Annotated in this window: 24 protein-coding genes and 1 pseudogene; 15 read left to right on the top strand and 10 right to left on the bottom strand. The window is 70.0% G+C overall.

Going from position 1 to position 24,301, the window contains the following annotated elements:
• The first annotated feature begins 1 nt into the window (after nt 1).
• Complete coding sequence (locus ACWIHT_RS38305) at nt 2–1,195, top strand: sialidase family protein (protein WP_456173119.1); 1,194 nt, start codon at nt 2–4, stop codon at nt 1,193–1,195.
• An 83-nt stretch (nt 1,196–1,278) separates the two neighbouring features.
• On the opposite strand, the gene ACWIHT_RS38300 is transcribed toward ACWIHT_RS38305, so the two are convergent.
• Entirely contained in the window at nt 1,279–1,755 is a 477-nt protein-coding gene (locus tag ACWIHT_RS38300; RefSeq protein WP_456173117.1) for a MarR family winged helix-turn-helix transcriptional regulator, read from the bottom strand.
• A gap of 68 nt (nt 1,756–1,823) precedes the next feature.
• On the opposite strand from ACWIHT_RS38300, the gene ACWIHT_RS38295 reads away from it, so the two are divergent.
• Complete coding sequence (locus ACWIHT_RS38295) at nt 1,824–2,744, top strand: alpha/beta hydrolase (RefSeq protein WP_456173115.1); 921 nt, start codon at nt 1,824–1,826, stop codon at nt 2,742–2,744.
• A 335-nt stretch (nt 2,745–3,079) separates the two neighbouring features.
• Here the strand turns inward: ACWIHT_RS38295 and ACWIHT_RS38290 are convergent, their stop codons facing one another.
• From ACWIHT_RS38290 to ACWIHT_RS38270, 5 genes are read right to left on the bottom strand one after another with little or no spacing between them, the layout of a single operon-like run.
• Entirely contained in the window at nt 3,080–4,015 is a 936-nt protein-coding gene (locus tag ACWIHT_RS38290) for a dihydrodipicolinate synthase family protein (RefSeq protein WP_456173114.1), read from the bottom strand.
• Complete coding sequence (locus ACWIHT_RS38285; protein WP_456173112.1) at nt 4,012–5,079, bottom strand: oligopeptide/dipeptide ABC transporter ATP-binding protein; 1,068 nt, start codon at nt 5,077–5,079, stop codon at nt 4,012–4,014. Before ACWIHT_RS38285 ends, ACWIHT_RS38290 begins: the two co-directional genes overlap by 4 nt.
• A complete protein-coding gene (locus tag ACWIHT_RS38280; RefSeq protein WP_456173110.1) occupies nt 5,076–7,079 on the bottom strand; it encodes a dipeptide/oligopeptide/nickel ABC transporter permease/ATP-binding protein in 2,004 nt (667 codons plus the stop codon). Before ACWIHT_RS38280 ends, ACWIHT_RS38285 begins: the two co-directional genes overlap by 4 nt.
• Nucleotides 7,079–8,038, bottom strand: a complete 960-nt coding sequence (locus ACWIHT_RS38275; protein ID WP_456173108.1) for an ABC transporter permease — start codon at nt 8,036–8,038, stop codon at nt 7,079–7,081. The genes ACWIHT_RS38280 and ACWIHT_RS38275 overlap by 1 nt, the downstream gene beginning before the upstream one ends.
• A gap of 37 nt (nt 8,039–8,075) precedes the next feature.
• Nucleotides 8,076–9,710, bottom strand: coding sequence for an ABC transporter substrate-binding protein (locus tag ACWIHT_RS38270; RefSeq protein WP_456173106.1), 1,635 nt, complete (start codon nt 9,708–9,710; stop codon nt 8,076–8,078).
• Between the two features lie 201 nt (nt 9,711–9,911).
• Between ACWIHT_RS38270 and ACWIHT_RS38265 the strand changes: the two genes are divergently transcribed.
• A complete protein-coding gene (locus tag ACWIHT_RS38265; protein WP_456173105.1) occupies nt 9,912–10,625 on the top strand; it encodes a FadR/GntR family transcriptional regulator in 714 nt (237 codons plus the stop codon).
• A gap of 7 nt (nt 10,626–10,632) precedes the next feature.
• Here ACWIHT_RS38265 and ACWIHT_RS38260 read toward each other — a convergent pair whose 3' ends face one another.
• Nucleotides 10,633–11,055 carry an ester cyclase gene (locus ACWIHT_RS38260; RefSeq protein ID WP_456173103.1) on the bottom strand — a complete coding sequence of 141 codons (423 nt, stop codon included), beginning with the start codon at nt 11,053–11,055 and terminating at the stop codon, nt 10,633–10,635.
• A gap of 107 nt (nt 11,056–11,162) precedes the next feature.
• Between ACWIHT_RS38260 and ACWIHT_RS38255 the strand changes: the two genes are divergently transcribed.
• Together ACWIHT_RS38255 and ACWIHT_RS38250 are read left to right on the top strand one after the other, a co-directional pair.
• Nucleotides 11,163–11,789: a TetR/AcrR family transcriptional regulator gene (locus tag ACWIHT_RS38255; protein WP_456173102.1), complete on the top strand. Its 627-nt coding sequence runs from the start codon at nt 11,163–11,165 to the stop codon at nt 11,787–11,789.
• Nucleotides 11,790–11,801: 12 nt separating this feature from the next.
• Nucleotides 11,802–12,263, top strand: coding sequence for a phosphatase domain-containing protein (locus tag ACWIHT_RS38250; protein WP_456173100.1), 462 nt, complete (start codon nt 11,802–11,804; stop codon nt 12,261–12,263).
• On the opposite strand, the gene ACWIHT_RS38245 is transcribed toward ACWIHT_RS38250, so the two are convergent.
• Nucleotides 12,237–12,809 carry a class I SAM-dependent methyltransferase gene (locus ACWIHT_RS38245; protein ID WP_456173099.1) on the bottom strand — a complete coding sequence of 191 codons (573 nt, stop codon included), beginning with the start codon at nt 12,807–12,809 and terminating at the stop codon, nt 12,237–12,239. The genes ACWIHT_RS38250 and ACWIHT_RS38245 overlap by 27 nt on opposite strands.
• Nucleotides 12,810–12,864: 55 nt before the next feature.
• Between ACWIHT_RS38245 and ACWIHT_RS38240 the strand changes: the two genes are divergently transcribed.
• Nucleotides 12,865–13,626, top strand: coding sequence for an AraC family transcriptional regulator (locus ACWIHT_RS38240; RefSeq protein WP_456173097.1), 762 nt, complete (start codon nt 12,865–12,867; stop codon nt 13,624–13,626).
• Here ACWIHT_RS38240 and bla read toward each other — a convergent pair.
• A pseudogene (gene bla / locus ACWIHT_RS38235) lies at nt 13,623–14,333 on the bottom strand (class A beta-lactamase); the annotation flags it as partial. The gene ACWIHT_RS38240 and the pseudogene bla overlap by 4 nt on opposite strands.
• Before the next feature lie 114 nt (nt 14,334–14,447).
• Entirely contained in the window at nt 14,448–14,975 is a 528-nt protein-coding gene (locus tag ACWIHT_RS38230) for a GNAT family N-acetyltransferase (protein WP_456173095.1), read from the bottom strand.
• Nucleotides 14,976–15,260: 285 nt separating this feature from the next.
• Between ACWIHT_RS38230 and ACWIHT_RS38225 the strand changes: the two genes are divergently transcribed.
• The 9 genes from ACWIHT_RS38225 (at nt 15,261) to ACWIHT_RS38185 (ending at nt 24,284) form a co-directional block, all read left to right on the top strand.
• Complete coding sequence (locus ACWIHT_RS38225) at nt 15,261–16,040, top strand: SCO2525 family SAM-dependent methyltransferase (protein WP_456173094.1); 780 nt, start codon at nt 15,261–15,263, stop codon at nt 16,038–16,040.
• Nucleotides 16,041–16,157: 117 nt separating this feature from the next.
• Nucleotides 16,158–17,996, top strand: a complete 1,839-nt coding sequence (locus tag ACWIHT_RS38220; RefSeq protein ID WP_456173093.1) for an SCO2524 family protein — start codon at nt 16,158–16,160, stop codon at nt 17,994–17,996.
• A gap of 3 nt (nt 17,997–17,999) precedes the next feature.
• Nucleotides 18,000–18,917 carry an SCO2523 family variant P-loop protein gene (locus ACWIHT_RS38215; RefSeq protein ID WP_456173092.1) on the top strand — a complete coding sequence of 306 codons (918 nt, stop codon included), beginning with the start codon at nt 18,000–18,002 and terminating at the stop codon, nt 18,915–18,917.
• Complete coding sequence (locus ACWIHT_RS38210) at nt 18,914–19,897, top strand: SCO2522 family protein (protein ID WP_456173091.1); 984 nt, start codon at nt 18,914–18,916, stop codon at nt 19,895–19,897. Before ACWIHT_RS38215 ends, ACWIHT_RS38210 begins: the two co-directional genes overlap by 4 nt.
• Before the next feature lies 1 nt (nt 19,898).
• A complete protein-coding gene (locus tag ACWIHT_RS38205; RefSeq protein WP_456173090.1) occupies nt 19,899–20,867 on the top strand; it encodes an SCO2521 family protein in 969 nt (322 codons plus the stop codon).
• A 41-nt stretch (nt 20,868–20,908) separates the two neighbouring features.
• Complete coding sequence (locus ACWIHT_RS38200) at nt 20,909–21,976, top strand: hypothetical protein (RefSeq protein ID WP_456173089.1); 1,068 nt, start codon at nt 20,909–20,911, stop codon at nt 21,974–21,976.
• A 32-nt stretch (nt 21,977–22,008) separates the two neighbouring features.
• A complete protein-coding gene (locus tag ACWIHT_RS38195; RefSeq protein WP_456173088.1) occupies nt 22,009–23,211 on the top strand; it encodes a sensor histidine kinase in 1,203 nt (400 codons plus the stop codon).
• Nucleotides 23,208–23,882, top strand: coding sequence for a response regulator (locus ACWIHT_RS38190; RefSeq protein ID WP_456173086.1), 675 nt, complete (start codon nt 23,208–23,210; stop codon nt 23,880–23,882). Before ACWIHT_RS38195 ends, ACWIHT_RS38190 begins: the two co-directional genes overlap by 4 nt.
• A 186-nt stretch (nt 23,883–24,068) precedes the next feature.
• Entirely contained in the window at nt 24,069–24,284 is a 216-nt protein-coding gene (locus tag ACWIHT_RS38185; protein ID WP_093626497.1) for a hypothetical protein, read from the top strand.
• Nucleotides 24,285–24,301: the final 17 nt, after the last annotated feature.

Here is a 24,301-nt window from a genome sequence, read left to right as displayed (position 1 = left end):
GATGACCATCCTGAGCCGCACGCTTCTCGTAGCAGCAGTACTGACCGCCCCCATCACGTTCGCCGGCCACGCCTCCGCGCGCTCCGGCTGTACGTCCTCCGTGCCCTACGTCTCCGGAGACGGCGGCTACGACACCTACCGCATCCCCGCGACCGTCACCACCGACGAGGGCACCGTCCTCGCCTTCGCCGAAGGGCGGCACAACGACGCGGGCGACACCGGCAACATCGACGTCGTCCTACGGCGCTCCACCGACGGCGGCTGCACCTGGGGCCCGCTGTCCGTGGTGGCCGCCGGGGACGGGGACACCCGGGGCAACCCGGCCCCCGTGGTCGACCCCCGTACCGGTGCGATCGTGCTGGTCACCTCCTACAACAGCGGGACCGTGACCGAGGGCCAGATCATGCGCGGCGAGGTCACGCCCGAACAGAGCCGCCGCGTCTTCGTACAGCGCAGCTGGGACGACGGCCGGAACTTCACGACTCCTCGGGACATCACGGCGGAGGTGAAGCTCCCGACCTGGCGCTGGTACGCGACGGGCCCCGGCCACGCGGTCGCACTCACCCGGGGCGTGCACGCGGGCCGCCTCGTGATCCCGGCGAACCACTCCGCCGCGCCACCCACCGGCTCGACCGACACCGGCCAGGAGGCGAGGTACTACGGCGGCCACGACCTGTACAGCGACGACGGCGGCGAGACCTGGCACCTGGGTTTCGTGGACTCCACATACACCGGGGCCAACAACGCCAACGAGTCCTCGGCCGCCGAACTCCCCGACGGGCGCCTGTACTTCAGCTCACGCGACCAGCTGGGCACGAGCCCGGGCAACCGACTCGACACGTACTCCAGCGACGGGGGAGAGAGCCTCGACCGGCCGTACGCGGTCCAGCACACGCTGGACGATGTGGCGGTGGTGGAGGGGAGCGTGCTGCAACTGGCGGGCGCCGGGGCCCCGTTGCTGTTCTCGGCGCCGTCCGTCCCCAACGTCCGCCAGGGGATGGCGATCTGGCGGAGCGGTGACGGTGGCGGGACCTTCACGAAGGCGGTCGTGCTGTCGGGGCAGCGGGCGGGGTACTCCGATCTGGTGCAGGTGGGTTCGGATGTGGTGGGGGTGTTGTACGAGACGGGGGTGACGGGGACGTACGACACGATCGAGTTCCGGCGGGTGGGCGTGGCCGCGCTGAGCGGCGGGTGACGGTGTGTGAGGTCGGCGGGTAGGAACTGGGCCGACCATGCCTGGCCGTCGCCGCTTCGGCCGGGCTGTGGCGACGCGACGCGTCAGCCGGTGGGCGTACCGATCCGGTCGCGCTCCAGGACGGAACGCAGTTCCGAGAGGGCCTGCGCGGCGGCCGTCATGGAGGACGCCTTCAGCGCGTCCGCGGTCAACTCGGCCAGCCGCTCGGCGAAGGTCTCTTCCGCCGCGTCGGCCAACCGCAGGCCGTCGTCGGTCAGGGCCAGCAGTGAGGACCGGCGATCGGACGGATTCGGGTGCCGGACGGCCCAGCCCTGCTTCTCCAGACGGTCGACGGTCTTGCTGGTCGCCCCGATGCCGATGGCGAATTCGGCGGCGAGGTCCGCCACACGGGACTCGGGGTGGTCGCGCAGGTAGCGCAGGGCCTCGAACTGCGAGGTGACGATCCCGTGCCGCTCACGGAGCCGGTCGTTGAGGGCGTTGTACAGACGCGTCTCGCAGCGGACCAGGTCGGCGAAGAAGCCCGGGAGGTCGACCGTCTCACTGCTCGCTTTGGATGCCACGGCATATAGTCTACTTTAGATGCCGTGGCATATAGTTCCATGGCAGTTAACTGGGCGGGAGAAGGCCGATGAGCAAGGAACAGCGCGCGCGGATCGACGCCATGCTGCGGCAGCCGCGACCCGAGGGTCCCCGGACGGTCGAGGCGATCCGAGCCGGATTCGAGGCGCTGATGGCCCGGATGATCGTGCCCGACGGCATCCGCACCGAGCGGACGGCTCTCGGTAACCGCCCCGCACTGCGTGTCGAGCCGGACAGCGGGCCGCGCGCCGGGACGATCCTGTACTTCCACGGCGGTGGCTGGGTGTACGGCTCCCCGGAAAGCGTGCTGTCGGTGACGGGACACCTCGTCGCCAGGACCGGCTTCGGGGCGTACTCGGTGGACTACCGGCTTGCCCCCGAGCACCCGTTCCCCGCCGCGATCGAAGACACGCTGAGTGCCTACCGCGCCCTCCTCGACAGCGGTCAGGACCCTTCGGCCATCGTGTTCGCCGGGGACTCGGCCGGTGGCGGCCTCACCGTCACGACCTGTCTGGCCGCCCGCGACGCGGGCCTCCCGCTGCCCGCCGCCGTCGTGATGTTCTCACCGGGCCTCGACGCCACCCGCACGGGCGAGAGCATGGACACGAAGGAAGGCACCGACCCGATCCTCACCCGCGAGTCCGTGGAACACACCGGAGCCATGTACCTCGCCGGGCAGGACCCGCACCAGCCCCTGCTCAGCCCGGCCGTCCTCGCCGACCTGACCGGCTTCCCCCCGATGCTCGTCCAGGTGGGCACCAACGAGATCATGCTGGACGACTCCACCCGCCTGGCCACGCGGGCGAGGGCGGCCGGAGTGGACGTCATCCTGGACATCACCGCCGACGTACCGCACGTGTTCCAGGCCTTCGCCGGCACCCTGACCGAGGCCGACCGGGCACTGGACCGCGCGGCTCTGTTCCTCACGCAGCACATCCACATTCCCGACGCGGCGGGCGCCGACCGCTGACCTCAACTCCCGCGGCCAGGACGCCCCGGCGAGGGTCGCCGGCTCAGCCGAGATGGGGCCGATCACAGATCGATCTCTCCCGCCTGGACGAACCGCAGCTCCGTGGACTCGTCAGAGATCGCGAGCCGACCGCCGACCGCGCGTCTCCTCCCTCACCTCGCGGACCGCCGTGCCACCACCAGGCTGTTCGGCTCGGGTGCGGCCGGGTCGTCGTAGTACTCGGTGCGTGCCATGGTCATCCGTCCCGCGGCTGGGGACTCACCCACCTGTCCCGGGCGTTTTGAGGTTCACCTTTTAAGAGACAGCAAACGGGCGGGCGGGTGGGAAAAGTGTGGTTACAGCAAGCCCGCCGCCGCCAGGAACTTCTCCACCTGGCCCACCTCGTCCGCCGACAAAGCAACCTGCGGCTCCGCCGTCGCCGCGCACTCGATCACGCCCCGCAGGTGCAGTGCCGCCTTGAACGCCCCGAGGGCCGACGAGCTGCCGCCCATTCGGGCCGGGTCGCCGACACCCACCAGCCCGAACAACCCGCACAGCCGCTCCTGTTCGGCCCGTGCACGCGACCAGTCCCCGGCCCGGCACAGCGCGTCCAAGCGGACGTACCCGTGCGGGTCGACATTGGCGAGTCCCGGCACCGCGCCGTCCGCGCCCAGCGCCAGTGCAGAGTCGACGAACAGTTCCGAACCGGTCAGCACGCTGAAACCGGTGATGTCGGGACGGGTACGGGTGCCCATCACGACCGTACGGAAGCCGCCGAGGTCACCGCTGGAGTCCTTGAGGCCGGCCAGAACACCCTCCGCGGCGAGTTCGAGGACGAGGTCGGCGGGCAGCTTGGTGTGGACGGAGGCGGGGAGGTCGTAGGCCACGACGGGGACCGGTGACGCGGCGGCGACAAGGCGGTAGTGGCGGGCGATCTCCGCCGGGTGGGTGCGCGTGTAGAACGGCGCGGTCACCACGACCGCCTCCGCCCCCGCGTCCGCCACCGCCGCCACGTGGTCCAGGACTCGCGGGGTCGTCATGTCGATCGCCCCTGCCAGTACCGGGAGTTGGCCACCCACATGCGCCACCACCGCCTCGACCACATACCTGCGCTGCCGGTCCGTCAGATACGCCGCCTCCGAGGTCGAGCCGAGCAGGAACAGCCCGTGCACCCCGGCCCCGACCAGATGGTCGACGAGCCTGAGCAGTGAACGGACGTCCACCTCGCGGTCCGGTGTCAGGGGCGTGCAGACGGGCGGTACGACACCGGTGAGCGGGGCGGGGAAGGTCATGAGGGCTCCATGGGGCGGTTCTGGCGAACGAGATCGCGGGTGGTCAAGTCCTCCTCAACAGGATGGTGGCAGCGGTAGCGATGTCCCGGCGTCGACGCGGGTGAAAAGTCCGGCATGACGGACGCGCACACCTCGTCCGCCTTCCAGCAGCGGGTACGGAACGGGCACCCGCTCGGCGGACGCGTCGCCGATGGCACCGGACCGATCAGCGGGATCGGGTCGATGGGGTGGAGAAGGCCCGGCGTCGCCGAGAACAGGGCCCGGGTGTACGGGTGTCTCGCCCGGTCGGTGACCTGGTCGGCCGGGGTCTCCTCGACGATCCGGCCCAGGTACATGGTGATCACGCGGTCGCTCATCCGCCGTACCGTCTGGATGTCGTGGGACACGAACACCAGGGCCAGGCCCAGCCGTTCCTTCAGGTCCAGCAGGAGGTTCAGGATCTGGGCGCGGACCGAGACGTCCAGGGCGCTGGTCGGTTCGTCGGCCACCACCAGGCCGGGGTCCAGCGCCAACGCCCGCGCGATCGCGACCCGTTGGCGCTGGCCGCCCGAGAGCTGGCCCGGGAGGCCGTCCGCGAGAGCACGCGGGAGGCCGACCAGTGACATCAACTCCCGTACCCGTTCCTCCCGTTCGGCCCTCGTCCCCCGACCGTGCACATCCAGCGGGTCCCGCAGTATCTGGCGGATCGTCAGGCGGCGGTTCAGCGCGGTCGACGGGTCCTGGAAGATCATGCCGATGCCCGTGCCCACGGCGGCCCGGCGTTCGCCGTCCGGCATCGACCACAGGTCCCGGCCCCGGAACGACACCGTGCCGGACGTCGGCCGCTGGACGCCCACCAGCACCTTCGCCAGCGTCGACTTGCCGCAGCCGGACTCACCGACCACGCCGACCGTCTCGCCGGGCGCGATGGTGAGGTCGGCGCCGGTCAGGGCGTAGACCCGGTCGCGGCTGAACAGACCGCCGCTGCGCGCCTTGTGGACGACATGGGCGTCGGACAGATCGACCAGCGCACCGCCGCCCAGTTGACTGTGGGCCGCCTCCGGTTCGATCTCCGCGCCGCTCATGACACCGTCTCGCTCTCCGTCGTCACCAGGTCGATCGCCGGGTGGTGGCAGGCCGCCGTGTGCGTGCGCGGGCCGACCAGGTCCGGCGCGGTCGTACGGCAGAGGTCGCTCGCCAGCGGGCAGCGGTCGGCGAAGCGGCAGCCGGCCGGGAAGTCGGCGGGGGAGGGGACGACTCCCTTGATCTGGGTCATGCGTTCGGCCGCCGACTCCAACGACAGCACGCTGCCGAGCAGTCCGCGCGTGTAGTGGTGGGCCGGTGACTCCACCAGGTCGGCGGTCACGCCCGTCTCCACGATCTGTCCGCCGTACATCACCACCACCCGGTCGGTGACGTCGGCGATCAGCGCGAGGTCGTGCGAGACGAGGACCAGCGCGAAGCCCAACTCCTCGCGCAGGCGCAGCAGTAGCTCTATGACCTGCGCCTGCACGGTGACGTCGAGGGCGGTGGTCGGTTCGTCGGCGACGATCAGCTTGGGGTCGCGGGACAACGCCATGGCGATCAGGACGCGTTGGCGCTGGCCGCCGGAGAGTTCGTGCGGGTAGCTGCGCAGGGTGCGCTCCGGGTCGAGGCCGACCATGGTCAGCAACTCGCCTGCCCCACGGCGGCCTCCGCGCCGTATCACCTGCTTGAGCTGGGCGCGGATCGTCATCGCGGGGTTCAGGGACGACAGGGCGTCCTGGTAGACCATCGCCATCTCGTGTCCCAGCAGTTTGCGGCGGACCCGCATCGGTTCGCCCACCAACTGGCGCTGGTTGAAACGGACATGGCCGCGCACCCGGGCACCCTTCGGCTCCAGGCCCATCACCGCGAGCGCCGTCAGCGACTTCCCGCAGCCCGACTCGCCCACCAGGCCCAGGACCTCGCCCGCCCGCACCTCGAAGCTGATGCCGTCGACGATGTCCACGCCGTGATGGCGGCCCTCGAAGCCGATCGCCAAGTTCTCGACCGCCAGGACCGGTTGACCGTCCTGGTCGGGCAACGGCCTTGCCCGGGACCGGAGTCGGAGCGCCGCCTCCGTCAGGCCGGGGAGCGGGAGGACCTCGCCGGTGCCGGGCTCCGGCGCGTCGAGCGGGTCGTCGTCGGTGGCCTGCCGTACGTCCACCTCGCGCGCGGCCGGGGCCGCCCACGCGTCCGAGACTCCCTCGGACAGTATGTTCAGGGACAGTACGGTGACCAGCATCAGCAGGCCGGGGAAGACCGTCGCCCACCAGCCCCCGGTCAGCACCATGTTCTTGCCGTCCGCGATGACACTGCCCCACGACGGGTCCGGGGGCCGTACGCCCGCGCCGATGAACGACAGCGACGCCTCGAAGACGATCGCCTCGGCGACCTGCACGGTGCAGAACACCAGGATCGGGGCGGCGCAGTTGACGGCCACGTGCTTGATGACGATGTGCGGGGTGCGGGCGCCGATCACCCGCTCGGCGGTGACGTAGTCCTCGCCGTACTGGTCAAGTACGTTGGCCCGTACGACCCTTGCCACCGGCGGGGTGAACAGGAACGCGATCGCGCAGATCAGTACGGTGATCCCGCCGCCGAACACCGCGACCAGGACGGCCGCCAGCGCGATGCCGGGGAACGCCATCACCACGTCCAGGCAGCGCATCAGCGTCTCGTCGACACCCTTGCGGGCGGTCGCCGCGACCGCGCCGATCAGCGCGCCGACCACGAGCGCCAGCGCGGTCGCCCCGAGCCCGATCGCCAGCGACCAACGGGCGCCGTACATCAGCCTGCTGAGGATGTCCCGGCCCAGGCTGTCCTGGCCCATCCAGTGGTCGGCGGAGGGGTGCCCGGTGCCGTCGACGGGGAGTTGCTGGTCGAGCGGGTCGTGGGGCGCGAGGAGCGGTGCGAACAGTGCCACCAGGACCACGACCGCCAGGAAGCACACCGCGATCTTCGACGCGAGCGGCAGCCGGCGCCAGCCGCGCAGTCTGATGCCGGGCCGGGACAGGGTCTCGGCGAGGCCCTTGCGGGAGAACTGGGGGAACTGAGTGAACATCAGGAGGCATCTCTCAGGCGCGGGTTGACCAGCAGATAGAGGATGTCGATGACGAGGTTCACCACGACGAACCCGGTCGCCGTCGTGAGCACCACGCCCTGGACGACGGCCGGGTCGCCGTTCTGCACGGCGTCGATCATCAGCTTGCCCATCCCGGGGAGGGAGAAGATGGTCTCGATGACGACCGCACCGCCGAGCAGGTATCCAACGCGCAGGCCCAGTACGGTCAGTGGGTTCATGAGGGCGTTGCGGAGGACGTTCCGGCCGACCACGACATGCGGCGGGAGGCCGCTGCCGATCGCGGTCCTGACGTAGTCCTTGTCCAGCTCCTCGACCACCGACGTCCGTACGATGCGCGTGAGTTGGGCCGCCACCGGCAGCGACAGCGCGAGTGCCGGGAGCGCCATCGTCTTGAGCCAGCCGGTGAGGGAGTCCGCCGGGTTGATGTAGCCGCCGGTCGGGAACCAGCCCCGGTCCACGGCCAGGTACTGGATCATCAGCAGCGCCAGCCAGAAGCCGGGCGCGGCGACCCCGGTGAGCGACACGACCCGGATGATCTGGTCGGGCAGCCGGTCCCGGTAGATGGCCGCCGTCACCCCGCCGAGCAGCGACAGCACTATCGCGACCGCCAGCCCCAGGAAGGTGAGTTGCAGGGTGAGCGGCAGCGCGGTGGTGACCTGCTGCACGACCGGCGCCCGGGTCAGCGCGCTGGTGCCCAGGTCACCGTGGAGGAGCGCGCCCACGAAATGGACGTAGCGGAGGGGGAGCGGATCCAGCAGGCCGTTCCGCTCGCGGAAGTCGTGCAGTTGTTGCGCGGTCGGGTTGGCGCCCTGGAAGAACGCGGACGCCGGGTCGACGTCCGAGAAGCGCATCACCACGAACACGAACAGCACGATGCCGAGCATCAGCGGCACGAGCAGGACGACACGGCGGGCCAGAATCCTGACGACGGTGACCATGGGTCAACAACTCCTGTACTGGTCAACTCCTGTACGGCTAGACCCACTTGGCCTGAAGGACGTTTATGCCGGGGTAGGGCTGTGCCCTTATCCCGGTCAGCTTCCTCGGATCCCAGGCGGTCATCAGCTCGTTGTGGACGACCGGGTAGAGCACGGCCTGTTCGGCGACGATGTCGATGTAGTCCTGGATCATCGTCTTCTTCTTCGCCGCGTCCGGCTCCTGGGTCGCCCGGTCCATGTCCTTGAAGAGCTGCTTGGCGGTGGAGTTCCCGGCCCAACGGGCGTAGCCCATCCAGAGGTTCTGCGGGCCGTAGTTGTAGTGCATGATCAGGTCGGCGTCGAGGCCGAACTGGTTGGGGTTGGAGGCTGCGGCGACGATCTGGTAGTCCTGCTTCTGGTCCATCTTGGTGAAGACGGCCGTGGTCTCCTGCGGGGAGAGGGTGGTCTTCACGCCGATCGCGTCCCAGGACGCCTTGATGGTGGGCAGGCAGTCGACGATCCAACTCACGTTCACCGACATGAGGTTGACGCTCAGTCCGCTGACCCCGGCCGCCTTCAGCAGCGCCTTCGCCCTGTCGGGGTCGTAGTCGTAGACCGTCTTCGCCCGCCGGTAGGCCGGGTTGCCCTCGTTGAGGAACGACGAGGACGGCTTTCCGTGCCCGCGCAGGGCGAGTTGGACCATCTTGCCGGTGTCGATGGCGTAGTGGAGTGCCTGGCGTACGCGTACGTCGTCGAAGGGCTTGTGCTGGGTGTTGAACATCAGGAACAGGTTGTTCATCCCGGCCCCGCCCGCGACCGTCAGCCCGCCGCTCTGCAACCGCTGGATGTTGGCGTAGGGGATGTTGTCGGCGATCTGCGCGCCCGCGCTGGAGCCGGAGATCTTGGCGACCCGGGGTGCCGCGTCGACGATCGTCAGCCAGTTCATCGTCTTGAAGGCGGGCGGGCGCGGGCCGTTGTAGCCGGTGAACGCGGCGAAGGTGGTGTTGGACTTCGGGTGGTGCGCGGTCTGCCGGTACGGCCCCGAGCCGACCGCCTTGCCCTTGATCGCGTCGTCCCAGGCGCCCGGCTGCGAGAAGACGTGCTTCGGCATGATCTTCGCGAGGGTGAGGCGTGAAATCCCTTCCGGGAAGGGGAACTTGAGGACCAGCTCGACGTTCCGCGCGTCGATCTTCCGGGCCTCCTTCAGCCAGCTCACGAAGAAGCCCTGCGCGAGCGTCGCCGTCTTCGGGTCGAGGATGCGGTCGAAGACGAACACGACGTCGTCGGCGGTGACCGGCTGCCCGTCGTGGAACTTCGCGCCCGCACGCAGGGTGAACTTCCACGAGGTGCCGCTGGTGTCCTGCGGCACGGCGGTCGCCAGCGCCGGGTAGGGCGCGCGGGTGATCGGGTCGGTGTCGATCAGACCCTCGTAGATGTGGTTGTTGCCGGCCATCGCGAACGCGGACGCCGTCTGCGTCGGGTCCCAGCTGCCGTCGTTGCCGTAGCCGATCACCGCGGTCAGGGTGCGGTTCTTGCCGGTGCCCCCGCCGCCGGTGTCGTTCGTCGACTGCGGCCCCGAAGAACAGGCCGTCAGGGACGAGGAGATCGCCGCCGCCGCGCCCAGCGCGCCGGAGTACTTCAGGAACGCCCGGCGGTGCAGCGCGGGCACGTTCCGGTTCACGTCGTCGCGCACGGTTCCTCCAGGAGGTACGACGTCCTACGTCCTGCGGTCAGCGCGACCATAAGAGCGCCCGTGGGGGTGGTCAAGGCATCACACACGAATGGCGTAGCCGTCAGAGGTCGGACCAATGGCGGTTTGAAATGGCGCGAGTTGACCCCTCGTCAGGATGGGCCGGGGTCAGACATGGGACGTGGGACGTCCGGTGGGGCTACGATGCGGCGCATGTCCGGGGAGCCGAGGAACAGTCGGATACAGCGCGAGGTCGTCCAGCTGATCCTCGACCGCAAGCTCCAGCCCGGTGCGCCGCTGCCCACCGAGGCCGAGCTGATGGAAGACCTCGGGATCAGCAGAAACTCCGTCCGCGAGGCCCTCAAGGCGCTCCAGGCCCTCGACATCGTGGAGATCCGGCACGGCTACGGCACCTACGTCGGCCGGGCCTCGCTGACCCCGCTCGCCGACGGCCTCACCTTCCGCACCCTCGCCCGCCACGAGGACGACGCGGACGCGCTGGCCGAGATCCTCCAGGTGCGCGAGGTGCTGGAGGAGGGCCTGATTCATCGGGTCTCCGCCATCCTCACCGAACCGGAACTGGACCGCCTGGAAGCGGTGGTGAACCGGATGGAGGAGGCGGGCCGGGCCCGCCGGCCCTTCCCCGAACTCGACCGTGAGTTCCACGAGTTGCTCTACGCCTCGCTCGGCAACGAACTCGTCCCGCAACTCCTCGGCGCCTTCTGGACGGTGTTCCACCGGGTCGCCGGAGCCCGCGGCTGGACCGACGACCCGGCACCCGCCGTCACCGTCGCCCGCCACCGCGACATCGTCACGGCGCTGCGCGCCCACGATGTCGAGGGCGCGCAGCGCGCGATGGCCGACCACTTCCGCGGCATCGAGGCGCGCGCGGCACAGGAGTCCCGCGGAGTGGGCTGAACCGCGGTCAGGGAGCGGTGAGTTGGGCCACGATCGACGCGCCGTCCAGCCACACGTTCTCACGGGAGATCCTGCCGTCCGTGAACTCGAAGACGTGCAGCATCCGGAAGGTGATCCGGCGGTTGTTGCCGGGCACGCCCAGCAGTGAGCCGGGGACCGTGCAGGTGATCAGGTCCTCGACGGTCGCCGCGTTCTCCGAGTAGTAGGTGTGGGTGCGCTCGGACTTCTCGGTGCGGATGTCCTGCACCAACTCCTCGTAGCGCGCCTGCGCGGCGGCGATGCCGACCGCGGTGCCGCCCGGCCAGCCGACGGCGTCGTGCTCGATGTCCTCGGTGTAGACGGACACCGCCGCCGCCGGGTCCCCGTGCTCCTCGGCGAGCATGTGCGTGCCGATCAGTACTTCCATTTCCGCCGGTGTGATGGAGCCCATGGAGCTCCTCCTCTCGTCGTGCCGCGTGCCGGTCGGGCCGCGACCCCCGTTTGGTGAGACGGATATACTGTAATGAGAAAAGTTTCTCACGACAAGAAGGTATTCGCATGTCGGAAGGCCGCAGCAGACAGAAGTTGCGCACCCGCCGCGCCCTGACCGAGGCCGCGGTCGCCCTGATCCGCGAGGGCCGAACGGTCACGATCGCGGAGGCGGCGGAGGCGGCCGACGTGTCCCTGGCCACGGCGTATCGCTACTTCTCCAGCCCCCAGGAACTGCTCCAGGAGACCCAACTCCTGGTCCGCACCCCCGACTTCACCGCCGACCTGCCCGCCGACCCGGCCGAGCGCCTCGACACGCTGATCTCCCGCGTCGCCGAGTTCCAGCTCGGCGACGAGGCCATGTGGCGGGCGCTGGTGCGGGCCAGCCTCGAACGCTGGTCCACCCAGCACGAGCACGAGCACGGCCACGGGCACGAGGGCGGCGAGCCGGAGATTCCCACCCGCAACCAGACCCGCCTCGGCTACACCCGCACCGCCCTCGAACCCCTCGCCGACACCCTCCCGCCCGAACTCCACCGCCGCCTGACCATGGCCGTCACCCTCGTGTACGGCGCGGAGGCGCTGATCGCGAGCCGCGACGCCTGCGGACTCGACCCCGAGGAGGCGCGGGACGTGATGCGCTGGGCGGCGAGCGCCCTGCTGGAGAAGGCGGTGCGCGAGGCACCGGACGCGTGAGAGGTGAGTGGGATGACAGCGGCGTGGGACGAGAGGGACGCGGGTGTCCTACGGCTGCCGTCCGGCCGTTTGATCCGGGGGCGAGGCCTGCGCCGGCCGCTCCCGGCCGACGGCCCGGTCCCGACGTACGGCGTCTATCTGCTCGGCAAGCCGCCGCCCGAAGTCCCTTGGCAGGCACGGTGGTTGCGCTGGCCTGACTTCCGGCTGCCCGCCGACCGTGGCGAGGCGCGCGCGGTCCTCGCCGAGGCCTGGCACCGCTCGCTCACCGAGCGCGTCGAGCTGGCCTGCGGCGGCGGCCGGGGCCGCACCGGCACGGCGCTCGCCTGTCTGGCGGTCCTGGACGGGGTACCGCCGGGGGAGGCGGTCTCCTACGTCCGTGCCCACTACGACCGGCACGCGGTGGAGACACCGTGGCAGCGGCGGTACGTACGGCGGTTCGGGGCGCCGTCAGGTGCGGCGGGCCCGGAAGCGTAGGCGGCGGCTCTCCGGTTCCAGGTCCACCGCCACGTCCGTGAATCCGGCCCGCTCCAGCCGGGCCGGAAGGGTCGCCGGATCGAGGGTGTTCATGGTGTCCCGGAAGTGCAACACCCGGAAACGGAAGCCCGGTTGACTGTCGCTGCCCGCGAAGGTACCGCCGGGGCGCAGCACGCGGAACGCCTCGGCGAAGATACGGTCCTGGTGGGCGGCGGTGGGCACGTGGTGCAGCATCGTGAAGCAGACGACGGAGTCGAACGACCCGTCGGGCAACGGCAGTTCGGCGCCGTCCGCGTGGAGCACGGTGGCCCGGTCGCCCCACTTGGACTGGAGCAGGCGGGCGCTGTCGGCGTCGATCTCGGCGGCGGTGAGGTGGGCGACCCGCTCGACGAGAACGCGGAGGTTCGCGCCGTAGCCGGGCCCGATCTCCAGTACGTCCGCGCCGAGTTCGACGTGTTCCAGGGCCCAGGGCAGGATGCGTTCCTGTGTCGTCTGCGCCCAACCCTCGGAGCTGCACAGCTTGCGGTGGGCTCGGTTCATCGGCATGCGTCGACGCTAGGCGGGGCGGATGGTTGTCCGCCACGGGCTAGGCTGCCGTGTCATGTCGCGGAACGGACAGGAGCGGAGGCGCCCGTTCGGTGCGGCCATCCTCGTCGGCCAGTTCGTCATGCCGCGTGGCACCGCCTTCGCCGAGCACTGGCATCCCGACCATCAACTCCTGTGTTCCGAACGGGGATTGCTGCGCATCCGCAGCGAGCACGGGACGTGGCTGCTGCCGCCGTCGCTGGCCCTGTGGATCCCCGCGCACGTTCCGCACGCCACGGAGTCCGAGGGCGACGCCGTCATGCGAGGCGTGTTCGTCAACCCGGGGAGCTGTCCGCACATCGGCTGGCGGGACCCGACGGTCGTCGCGGTCACCCCTCTTCTCCACGCGCTCGTCGTACACCTGGACCGAACCGACCTGGATCCGGAGGCCCGTTCACGCGCCGAGCTGGTGCTGCTCGACGAGTTGCGTCCGGTGCCGGTGACCAGTGTGGCCGTGCCCGAACCGCGCGATCCACGGGCGCGCGCGGTGGCCGAGGCGCTGCGGGCCCGCCCGGCGGACGGACGGGCCCTCGCCGCGTACGGCGGTCAAGTCGGCGCCAGCGCAAGGACGTTGGCGCGGCTCTTCGTAGCGGAGACCGGCCTCGCCTTCGGCCAGTGGCGGGAACGGCTGCGGATGCAGGCCGCGTTGCCGTACCTGGTCGAGGGGCTGTCGGTGGAGTCCGTGGCGCGGCGGGTGGGATACGCGTCGGCCAGCTCCTTCACGGCGGCGTTCCACCGGGTGGTGGGGGTGACACCGCGGCAGTACTTCCCGCGCTAGCCGACCGCCGCTGCCACCAACTCGGCGGTCTCGGCCACCAGTTGGTTGTCGTACGGCGCGTCGGCGATCGTCCAGGTCGCGGGGAGTCCGGCGCGGAAACGGGCGGCGCTCGCCGTGTTGTTGAGCAGCCAGACGGTGAGCCGGTCGCGGTCGGGGCGGCGCAGGGCGTCGCCGAGGGCCAGCCCGCCGTACAGTCCGGCGATCGCGCGCGGACTGGTGGTGTCGGTGATCCGGTCCGGCTCGGCCGAGTTGAGTTCGGTCTCCCGGCGGTCGAGGCGGGTGACCGGGTCGCCGAGGGAACGGGCGAAGCGGGTGATGGCGGTGGGGCCGCCGAGTTCGCGCAGGAGCAGATTGCCGGCGGTGTTGTCGCTGTAGCGGATCGCCACGTCGGCGAGCTGCTCGACCGTCATGCCGTCGGCGAGGTGCGCCCGCGTCCGGTCCGAACCGTCGACGAGATCGGCCTCCGTGCAGTGCACGACCTTGTCGAGGACCTCGCCGTGCCGGTCCAGGTCGCGCAGGACGGCCGCCGCGGCGAGGGTCTTGAACACCGAGTACATCGGGAAGAGTTCGTCGGCGCGGTGCACGACGGTCTTCCGCGTACCGAGGTGGTGCGCGAACACGCCGACACGGGCGGTGTGTTGCTCTTCGAGGGCGGCCGGCCGCGCGGAGACGCCGGTGCCGGTGGACGCCTGCGCGGAAGCGGCGCCGGTGTGTCGACGATCTCTCCGTCCCTACCATGCCCACCGTGAACCGTCAGGAGCTGGTTCTGGTCCCGGACCGGGGCTACGTGAGCGCGGCGCCTCGTCGGTGCGGCGCCGCGGTCACAGGGCGAGGGTCATGAGGAGGCGGTGTTCGTCCGGCCCGAAGTAGTCGCGCTGTACGCCCTCTTCGGAGGAGAACCCGAGTGAGCGGTACAGCATGATGGCCGCCGCGTTGGTCGGTTCCACCGTCAGGCGCACCTGGTGGACGCGTTCCGCGCGCAGTCGGCGCAGGGCCTCGACCATCAGGCGCCGGCCCAGCCCGTGGCCCTGCTGGTGCGGTGTGACGGCCAGGCTCATGATCCAACTCACATAGCCGTCCGAGGTGTTGACGAACAGGATGTAGCCGAGCAGCTCCTCGCCGTCGTCGAGGACGAGGACGCGGTCGCCGTGGATGTCGTAGAGCTGGCGGACCACGAAGACGGGGTACGGCTCCTCGGGGAAGGCCTCCCTGTCGACGCGGAGGAGTTCGGGGAGATCGGCCTCGGTGATGCCTCTGAGGGTCAGGTGCCGGTCGCCGCGGTCGGCCAGGAACGCCTGGTCAGCGCGGCGGCCCAGGGAAGAGGAACGTTCCTCCGGAAAAGCCGTCATGCTGCCTCCTGGGGAGAGCGGGTCACGGGGTCCGCGCCACTCGTACGAGTGGCGCGGGTTTGATCTCTCTATATTTCCGGCATCTTCGACTGGTTTCCGAACATCTTGGGCGGGGTAATCCGGCAGTTCAAGGCCGATTCTGGTCGCAAGAATACATTCGCGACGATGCGCCCCCTGTGCGCCCCCGGTGGCCGACATGTGGTGGCGCGATATCGCCGCAACATTGACGAGAAGTATCCGTCGTACCTCGGATGTTGGTACCGTGAGTAAATGAGCGCGAGATCTTTGGGGGGCACCCAGGTGATGAATGCGGACGTCTCCTGGGAAGCATTCGACTCGACGGCCTACGTCGAGCACAACTACCGCTACTTGCAGCCGGAGGACGCGGAGATCCTGCACATCATCCGGGATCATTTCGGCGGTCATTTCTGGAACCAGGACTTCGGCCCGGTTTCGGGTATCGACGTGGGCGCGGGTGCCAATCTCTACCCCGCGCTCGCCCTGATGCCGTGGTGCGACGAGGTCACGCTCGTCGAGCGCTCACCCGCGAACGTGAAGTACCTCCGGGGCCAGCTCGACAACTACCGCCCGAACTGGGACCAGTTCTGGAACGTCTTGGGCGAGCACGAGGCGTACGAGGCTTTCTCCATCGACCCACGTCAGCAGTTCCGCAAGGTCGTCAAGGTCGAGCAGGGCAACATCTTCGATCTTGGGCGGTTCGGGCCCCCGCGGTCCGCGGGGACGATGTTCTTCGTCGCCGAGTCGATGACCACCTCCTACAAGGAGTTCACCCTGGGCGTCGCCTGCTTCATGCGCGCACTGGCCCCAAGGGCACCCTTCGCCGCAGCTTTCATGGAACATTCAAAGGGTTATTACACGGGAAAGAAGTTCTTTCCGGCGTGCGACGTGGGAGAATCGGAGGTGCGTGCGAGCCTCGAACCATTCGCGGATGACTTTGAGGTGCACCGGCTCGAAGCCAAGGACCGGGTACGTGACGGATATTCCGGAATGATCCTCTCCTACGGCTGGCGCGGGAATTCGGACGCGGATGTTCCGGTCGGCTGATCGGATCGGTCGACTGATCGGTCCGATCGGGCCGGTCGAAAATGATCGGTGAGTCTTCACAACAGAAGAGGGACATTCCTCGACTGATGGCAGTGCGGTCTGTGTGAGGGGCATGGAATGCAGATCAAGCCGCGCCAGCATCTGCTGGACATCTGGCAGGCGGTCGCCCGCCACTCCTTCGAGGACGGCGCGTGGGCGTGGGGCAAATGGGGCGGGGAGAGCAGCGTCGCCGACGCCGAGCGCCTGCTCTGTCTGCTGTACCCGGCGACCGAGCTGCCGTCGTTCCGGCTGGACGACCCCGACACCACCCAGACCGACGTCCAGCAGTCGCTGAAGAAGGCGGGCGGACGGCAGGACATCCCGGCCAACCTCGTGACGGCCGCTGCCGAGTTCATGCACACCCACAGGGACGACAAGCGGCCCACGTTCGCGGGCGGTTACTACTTCCAGTCCCGGGACACGGAGAAGGACCTCACCGAGGAACAGCGCCAACTCGGCGTCACCGACTCGTTCTCCATGTCCATCACGCTCTGCCTGGCACTGCTCGGCTTCCTCAAGGTCTACGAGTCCAAGACCCGCCGCTCCGACATGCTGGAGACGATCAGGGAGCTGAAGGTCGCCACCAGCAACCGGCTCACCGCCGCCATGGTGAGCCTGCTGCGCTCGTTCACGGTCAACATCTACGACACCGAGTCCTCCCAGGGCCAGACACTCTGCGAACTCCTCGGCCAGGGGCGGCTGTCGCAGCGCCAGGTGCTGGAGAACTTCCAGAAGCGGTTCAGGCCGCTGCGCGCCGCCGTCATCGAGAGCTTCATCCTCGGCGTCGACGTGCAGGAGGCCCTCAAGGACGAGAGCCAGCTCTTCGAGTGCGGCTGGGCCTGGAGCCTGGTGCGGGACGCGCCCGAGGTGGAGACCGACGAGGACATCGGGGCCCAGCCCGTCGGCGTCGCCAACCCGGTGCCGTACCTGTACTTCACCGTGGTCGCCCTCGACGGCATCCAGGACCTGTTCTCCGACCGCACCCTCACCCTCGGCCTCCTCAACGCCGAACAGCAGAAACTCGCCGAGGCGCTGCGGCTGCGCTGGGAGATCACCCAGCAGTACTGGTCCCGCATCGCCCGCTTCGACCGCGAGCGCTGGCCGCTGGAGGACATTCCCTGGCGTACGACGGGACAGCGGCTGGAGTCCGAGTACTTCTCCCTCTCCGTCGCGGCCATCCTCGTGCACGACCTGATGCGCCGCCGGGCCACCGACGACGACCTGACCCGCACGGTCACCGTCATGGAGCGCCTCGCCGAACGCGGCCGTATCACCAGCCGGATGACCCGCGACGACCCCATGATCCAGCTGCACAGCCCGGGAGTGACCCTGCCGTTGCAGGGCGGTGGCACCATCGGCCCGCCGATGAACTGGACGATGAGCGACTTCTCGGCCCAACTCCTCAAGCGGACCGTCCAGTTGTGCACGCTCTCCCGCAACCTCTCCGCGCACGACCGGCTGTTGAGGCTGGCCGAGGACATCTTCGGCCATGTGTGGCGGCGCCGTATGGGCGAGGGCGAGGGCTCCGGACTCTGGGACAACGTGCACGCCGCCTACCCGGGGACCTCCCTCACCGAGGGGCCGGTGTCCTGGAGCATCACCGAGCGGGTCACCGAGGTGATGGTCCAGGTCCACAGCCTGTACGCGCAGCCCCCGATCCGCAGCCTCGAACTCTCCGAACTGGCAAAGGCGTTGCTCTCCGAGTCCACCCATCTCCTGGGCAACGAGCAGATGGCTCCCGCGCCGAACTCCGACGGGAAGCGCGGTATGCAACTCAGGGGAATCGAGGTCAAGTTACGCCGCGCCCGCGAGCTGATCGACGAACAGCCGGGCACCGCCTACGCGTTGACGCTCGAAGTGCTCGGCCAGCTCGACGCACTCGCCCGGGCCCGCGCCGCCGCGGTCCAGGGAGTGTGAACCGTGCTGATCTTCGCGGCCTCCGACAAGGGCGGCACCGGCCGCTCCGTGACCAGCGCCAACCTCGCCTACCAGCGGGCGCTGACCGGCGACGACGTCTGCTACCTGGACTTCGACTTCGGCTCGCCCACCGCCTCGGCGGTCTTCGACGTGCCCGACGCCCGCCAGGCCGCCGAGGACCGCGGGCTGCACTCGTATCTGATAGGCGAGATCGGCGAACCGGTCAGGATCGACGTCTGGGCCGACACCGAACACCGGGTGCTGCGCAACCAGCCGCCCGGAGCAGGCCGGTTGATCCTGATGCCCGGTGACCTCAGCGGCGGCGAGTTCGCCACCACCGGGGACAACCTGCGCCGCTGCGTGGACCTGCTGCTGCGCCTCAACGGCGAGTTCGACCTGATCGTCGTCGACCTCAGCGCCGGCCGCAGCTACGCCGTCGACATGGTGCTCGCGGCCACCGCACAGCGGGAGTTGAGCGGTGTCGAGGCCCGCTGGCTGGTCTTCCACCGCTGGACCCGCCAGCATGTGGAGGCCGCGGCGAACCTGGTCTTCGGCAAGCGCGGCATCGTCGCCGGCGGGGTCGCCCGCGGGCACGACGAGGACACGCTGCGCGGCGCCATCCGCTTCGTCCGGGCCGCCGTACCCGATCCCGAGTCGGCGCTGTGGTCGCAGGCCACACCCACCCAGTCGGCGTGGATGGAGCAGTGCGACCTCGAACTGAAGCAGCTGGCCTCGCACCACGGCATCGGCTACAGCCAGGTCCTCGGCTCCATCCCGCTGGAACCGGTCCTGCAATGGCGCGAGCAGCTGATCACCGACGAGGACGTGCTGGACAGCCAGATCGCCACCATGGAGACCTGGCAGGCGCTGAGCGACCTGGCCGGGCGGCTCACCGACGACAAGTACTGGGAGCAGGTGTGACCGAGGCCGTGTTCCGGGAGACCACCGCGGACCCGCGTACCCAGTCCGTGCCCCTGGCCCATCTCTCACTGGAGCTGGGCCACCTCTACATGGAGGACTTCGAGGCGGGCCCCGAGCGGCTGCGCGAGCACTTCGCCGAGGTACGGATCTGGGTGGACGCCGCCCGCGCCTCCGCGGCCCGCCGGATCGGCGGCAAACGCCCCCGCGTCAGCACCTGTTTCCTGATCGACGACTACTTCACCCGCTTCTCCACCCCCGCCGAACTCATCCCGCTGGTCCTCGAAGAGGCCGCGAAGGCCGGGCTGGTCATCGACTATCTAGCCCGCGAGTCGGGGTGCGCGGTCGCCGACCGGATCGAACCGGCCGAGTCCGTGATGCACCGCCTGGTGGAGTCGCCGCCGCCGGGCAGCCACGGCTCCCGGCCGCCCGTCGGCGAGACCGGCTGGCTCGCCAACGGCCGGCGCACCGCCCCCACCCGCAGCGCCCTCGCCGAGATCACCGCCTGGCAGCCGCCGCAGGAGACCGCGGCCCGCAACCACTCGGTCTTCATGGACGTCGAACTGTGGTCCAAGACGGACCAGGGCCGCCTGTGGTCCTGCCCGTTCCTGGCCGCCGTATGGCAGTTGGCCCGCCTGGGTCTGCTACGGCACCTGGGCGAGCCCGTGCTGACCCCGCGCCCCTGGACCGGCGGGGACTTCCCGCGCGACTGGGACCAGCTGCCGCCGCTGCTCAAACTCAGCGACTCCCGGGTCGCGTTCAGCGCCTACCGCACCTGCACGCTGATGCCGAACCGGTTCCTCGCCGTGGAGGACGCCGTACGGCTCATCCTCGACCAGGTCGACGTCGACTCCGGCGCGCTCGAACAGGTCGCCGAGCGGTCCAGGAGCGAGGGCATCGCGGTACCGGCGGCGGTCGCACAGCGCGCGACCTACGTCTTCTACGAGGAGCCCACCAACTCTCCCTCACCCGAAGGGACGTGACATGACGGCACTCGGCGGGCCGACGCGTCCGGTCCTCGCCTGCGGCGAGGTGCGCACCTGTCTGCTGCCGTCCTTCCAGTCCCTCGACGGCCGGGCCGCCGCCCAACTGCTGCGGCTGCGCGCCGACGAACACGTCCGGGTCTCCGAGCGGCCCAACCTGTACGCCCTCTCGCCCGAGGTCCTGACCGGAGTGGACTGCCGGCTGCCCACCGCGAACGGCGCCAAGGTCCGGGCCGTCGGTACGGTCACCGCCCGCGCGGCGCTCACCGAGGGCCGCGTCCTACAGGCCACCGCCTACTTCGGCGCCCCCGCCGAGGGCCCCGACGTCCGCCGTCCCTGGGGGCACTACCTGGTGCGGCCCGGAGTGGTCGAACCGTTCGGGAAACTGCCCGTACAGGCCACCGCCGACGGTGTGCTCCGGGGTGCCGGACGCGGCGAACTGGACCTCGGGATGATCGCCGAGGAACTGCTCGCGCAGCTCGTGCGGCATCCGCTCCTCGACCACAAGGCACCCTTCAAGTCCCGCCGCACACACCTGCGTTGGGCCGCGCGGCAGGCACCCGAGAACGGCGGCCCCTCGCTGGACCGCTTCACGCTCGCCGAGGACGGACTGCGGACCGTCGAACTGCGCGTGCCGGAGAACGTACCGGCCGCCGCCGTCGCCGGACTGTGCGAAGACCTCGCACTGCACGACTGGCTTCTGACGACCGTCGTCCACATGCTGGAGCACAGCAGGCTCGGAGCGGCGGACGGGCCCGCGGCGGTCCTGGCCCTGCGCCCGGCCGTCGATCACCTGCTGCATCTGTGGATGCCGCGCGCGCACGTGGACCGCACGCTGGGTCACCTCTGGGACGTACTGGAGCGGGAACCGGGCTTCAGCCGCCAGTGGGAGAACCTTCGCCAGCGTATCCGGGACCAACTGGCCATACAGGCCATTCCGTTGCTGCACCAGGCACTGAGCACAAGCTGACGGGGCGGCACGTACCGCATTTCCGACGGGGGAGGCTCGACATGAACGGAGCGACGACAACAGGAGCAGGCGGGCTTCGGTCCGTACCGCAACAGGGCCAGGACCAGCGCAGATCGAAACTGTTCCTCAAGACACTGTTCGCGATACTGGCGGGAGGCGCCGCCTTCTTCGTGACCAACGTCCTGAACGAGAACAACGGCGCCCTGTGGCAGTGGACGATGTCCATCGTCCTCGGCAGCGCGACGCTGATCGTGCAACTCCTGGTGGACTTCGGCGAGCGTCTTGAGGCCGTCCAGGAGAGCCAGAAGCGCCGCATCCGGGACATGCGGGACAGCCTGTCCGCCCACCATGTGGAGATGCGGGCGGCGGTCGACGAGAGCTTCGCGAAGATCAACGCCGCGACGGAGCTGTACAGCAAGGTCGACGGCTCCGTGCTGCGCTCGGACGAGGTGACCCGGCTGGTGCTCGGCTACACCAAGGTCGGCGAGCAGGGCGCGGACATCGTGAAGGCCTTCGCCGAGGAGGAGTTGGGCCGGCTCGCGCTGCTGATGGAGAACCTCGGCAACCGCACGGCGGACTGCCCCGGCGAGAACCACGAGTGGCTGATCGATCTCACCAGGTGCGTCAAACGAACGCTCTACGCCACCAGCACGTCCGTGGACCGCGACTTCTGGTCGAGCGAGCCCGCGCGGCGCTATCTGGCCGCCCAGGAGGCGGCCATCAAGTCACGGCGGGTGCAGATCCGGCGGGTGTTCCTCGTCGACGAGGAGTCGGAGGTCACCGGCAGCCTCCGCCAACTCTGCGAGCGGCACCGCAAGTTCGGGATCGACGCGCGGATCGCGGTCCGGACCCTGCTGGAACCCACCGCCCAGATGAACTCGCTGAACGACTTCATCATCTTCGACGGCGAACTCTCCTACGAGACCGAGCCCGACATCCACATCATGCCCGCCAGGACGACCCTGAAGATGACCCGCGAACACGTGGAGGAACGCGTCAACCGCTTCGACGTCCTGTGGGAGGCGTCGGCACCGACCCCCGACAGCGACCCGGATCCGGACCCGGACGCGCGCGATGTCGACCGTGGTCGTACGTCTCCGGGCCGATGACCACGGCGGTCCCGCGCTCCTACGATCGCGGTATGCCCGCCTCCCCGCCACTGCCCCTGCTCAAGCGCGTACCGCCGGGCGTCTGGACGGGCGTGCCCTGGACCTACGGCACACTGTTCTCGATCCGGGGCTTCTTCCAACTGCCCTACATGCCGGTCGAGTTGTTCCCGCCCACGGCCTACGGCTGGGCGCTCATCGTGTCGGGCGGCGCCCTCGCCCTGTCCGGCTGCCTGCTGCTGCGCCCGCGTCCGCTGTCCGGATTCGGGCTGCTCCTGGCCGGGACGTACGCCGTGACGCTGGGGCTGAACGGGCTGACCCTGGGCCTGTTCCACTACACGGCGCTCGCCGTCGCCGTGGGTCGGCTCGCCGCGACCGCCGACCCCCGGCGCAGCCTCCTCGCCCTCACCCTCGCGGTCGCCGTGCTCCCCGCCTACCAACTCACCCGCACCGGCCTCGGCCGCCCCCTCCTCGCGCTCCACGACACCGGCCGCGGCGACTGGCAGAGCTGGTCGGCGCTCGCCCTCATGGCCGTCGTCGCCTGGCTGATCGGCAACTCCGTGCGGCAGAACCGCGCGTACACCGAGCGGCTCACCACCCAGGCCGCGACCCAGGCCGTCACCGCCGAACGCCTGCGGATCGCCCGGGAGATGCACGACACCGTGGCCCACAGCATCGGCATCATCGCCCTCCAGGCGGGCGCGGCGGCCCGGGTCACCACCACCCAGCCGGAGGCCGCCCGGGAGGCGATGCGAGCCGTGGAGCACGAGGGCCGGGAGACGCTGGCCGGGCTGCGCCGCATGCTGGTCGCGCTGCGGGCGGCCGACAGCGAGGCCCCCGTCGTGGCCGCGGGCCTCGGCGACATCGACCGGCTCGCCGCCACGACCACGGCCGCCGGGGTACGGGTCGAGGTCCACCGCCACGGCGAACCGCGTCAACTCCCGCCCGACATCGACCTGTCGGCGTTCCGCATCGTCCAGGAGTCCGTCACCAACGTCGTACGGCACGCGGGCACCCGCGCCTGCCGGGTCACCCTCGACTACCGCGCCGACGAACTGGCCCTGGAGGTCACGGACGACGGACGAGGCCACGAGAACGGCACCGGCACGGGCTTCGGGCTGGCCGGTATGCGGGAGCGAGTGGCGCTGCTGCACGGGGAGTTCACGGCCGCCCCGCGTCCCGAGGGCGGCTTCCGGGTCGCGGTCCGCCTGCCCGCACCGGCGACGGCGACCCGATGAGCGGCCCCGTCCGCGTGCTCCTCGCAGACGACCAGCAACTCATCCGTACGGCACTGCGGATGGTGATGGCCGACCTCGACGACATGGAGGTCGTCGGGGAGGCGGGCACCGGCGCCGAGGCGGTACGGCTGACGGCCGAACTCGCCCCGGACGTCGTGGTGATGGACATCCGCATGCCCGGGACGGACGGCATCGAGGCCACCCGCGGCATCACCACCGATCCGTCGGAGAACTCGGCGGCGGCCCGGGTCCTCGTCCTCACCACCTTCGACGACGACGATTACGTCTACGGCGCGCTGCGCGCCGGCGCGTCCGGGTTCCTGGTCAAGGACATGGCCCTGGACGACATCATCGCCGCGGTCCGCGTGGTGGCCGCCGGGGACGCCCTGATCGCCCCGAGCGTGACCCGGCGCCTGATCCGGCACTTCGCCTCGTCCCGCCCCGAACAGGCCACCGCCCGCCGCGAGTTGAAGGGCATCACCGAGCGGGAACGCGAGGTGCTGACCCTGGTCGGCTCGGGGCTGTCCAACACGGAGATCGCGGCCGGGCTGTGCATCTCCGTCGCCACGGTGAAGACCTACCTGACCCGCCTCTTCACCAAGCTGGACGCGCGGGACCGGGTCCAGCTGGTGATCCTCGCCTATGAGGCGGGACTTGTGTCCGTGAACTAGGTGACTCCCCGTCGACAGACTCCTGCCGAGTGTAGGCGGAGCGGCCTGCCCCGGAGACGAGAAGCGTGAAACCCGGGAGGGGAGGGGAGCCACGTGTGGGCACACTGCTCGGGAGGCGGAGGACACCTTGAGGGAATGGTGGACGGTGCCGTTGGTCGCCGGAGTTGTTCGGGTGCGAGGAGTGCGATGAAGCCGACTGTCGGATCGGTCGCCGTGGACACCCGGACCGGGAGAGTGGGCATCGTGATGGGACACGAGGGACCCTACGTCCAGCTGCGGCCGTACGGCGGCGGACGGGAGTGGGACGTCGAACCGGCCGCCGTGCGCGACGCGACCCCGGCCGAGCGGCTGAGCGCGGCGACCGCGTACGCGAACGCCCGCAGCCGCGGCGAGGTGCCTTGAGCCGCCGGTGCCCGGGA

The organism is Streptomyces sp. NPDC002276 (genome assembly GCF_053891435.1).
This window is presented reverse-complemented; position numbering and strand designations above follow the sequence as displayed.

Bases quoted from the DNA above. Each gene is read 5' to 3' on its own strand.
- ACWIHT_RS38305 (WP_456173119.1), top strand. From the start codon at position 2: ATGACCATCCTGAGCCGCACGCTTCTCGTAGCAGCAGTACTGACCGCC.
- ACWIHT_RS38295 (WP_456173115.1), top strand. From the start codon at position 1,824: ATGAGCAAGGAACAGCGCGCGCGGATCGACGCCATGCTGCGGCAGCCG.
- ACWIHT_RS38290 (WP_456173114.1), bottom strand. From the start codon at position 4,015: ATGACCTTCCCCGCCCCGCTCACCGGTGTCGTACCGCCCGTCTGCACG.
- ACWIHT_RS38285 (WP_456173112.1), bottom strand. From the start codon at position 5,079: ATGAGCGGCGCGGAGATCGAACCGGAGGCGGCCCACAGTCAACTGGGC.
- ACWIHT_RS38280 (WP_456173110.1), bottom strand. From the start codon at position 7,079: ATGTTCACTCAGTTCCCCCAGTTCTCCCGCAAGGGCCTCGCCGAGACC.
- ACWIHT_RS38275 (WP_456173108.1), bottom strand. From the start codon at position 8,038: ATGGTCACCGTCGTCAGGATTCTGGCCCGCCGTGTCGTCCTGCTCGTG.
- ACWIHT_RS38265 (WP_456173105.1), top strand. From the start codon at position 9,912: ATGCGGCGCATGTCCGGGGAGCCGAGGAACAGTCGGATACAGCGCGAG.
- ACWIHT_RS38260 (WP_456173103.1), bottom strand. From the start codon at position 11,055: ATGGGCTCCATCACACCGGCGGAAATGGAAGTACTGATCGGCACGCAC.
- ACWIHT_RS38255 (WP_456173102.1), top strand. From the start codon at position 11,163: ATGTCGGAAGGCCGCAGCAGACAGAAGTTGCGCACCCGCCGCGCCCTG.
- ACWIHT_RS38250 (WP_456173100.1), top strand. From the start codon at position 11,802: ATGACAGCGGCGTGGGACGAGAGGGACGCGGGTGTCCTACGGCTGCCG.
- ACWIHT_RS38245 (WP_456173099.1), bottom strand. From the start codon at position 12,809: ATGCCGATGAACCGAGCCCACCGCAAGCTGTGCAGCTCCGAGGGTTGG.
- ACWIHT_RS38240 (WP_456173097.1), top strand. From the start codon at position 12,865: ATGTCGCGGAACGGACAGGAGCGGAGGCGCCCGTTCGGTGCGGCCATC.
- ACWIHT_RS38230 (WP_456173095.1), bottom strand. From the start codon at position 14,975: ATGACGGCTTTTCCGGAGGAACGTTCCTCTTCCCTGGGCCGCCGCGCT.
- ACWIHT_RS38220 (WP_456173093.1), top strand. From the start codon at position 16,158: ATGCAGATCAAGCCGCGCCAGCATCTGCTGGACATCTGGCAGGCGGTC.
- ACWIHT_RS38205 (WP_456173090.1), top strand. From the start codon at position 19,899: ATGACGGCACTCGGCGGGCCGACGCGTCCGGTCCTCGCCTGCGGCGAG.
- ACWIHT_RS38200 (WP_456173089.1), top strand. From the start codon at position 20,909: ATGAACGGAGCGACGACAACAGGAGCAGGCGGGCTTCGGTCCGTACCG.
- ACWIHT_RS38195 (WP_456173088.1), top strand. From the start codon at position 22,009: ATGCCCGCCTCCCCGCCACTGCCCCTGCTCAAGCGCGTACCGCCGGGC.
- ACWIHT_RS38190 (WP_456173086.1), top strand. From the start codon at position 23,208: ATGAGCGGCCCCGTCCGCGTGCTCCTCGCAGACGACCAGCAACTCATC.
- ACWIHT_RS38185 (WP_093626497.1), top strand. From the start codon at position 24,069: ATGAAGCCGACTGTCGGATCGGTCGCCGTGGACACCCGGACCGGGAGA.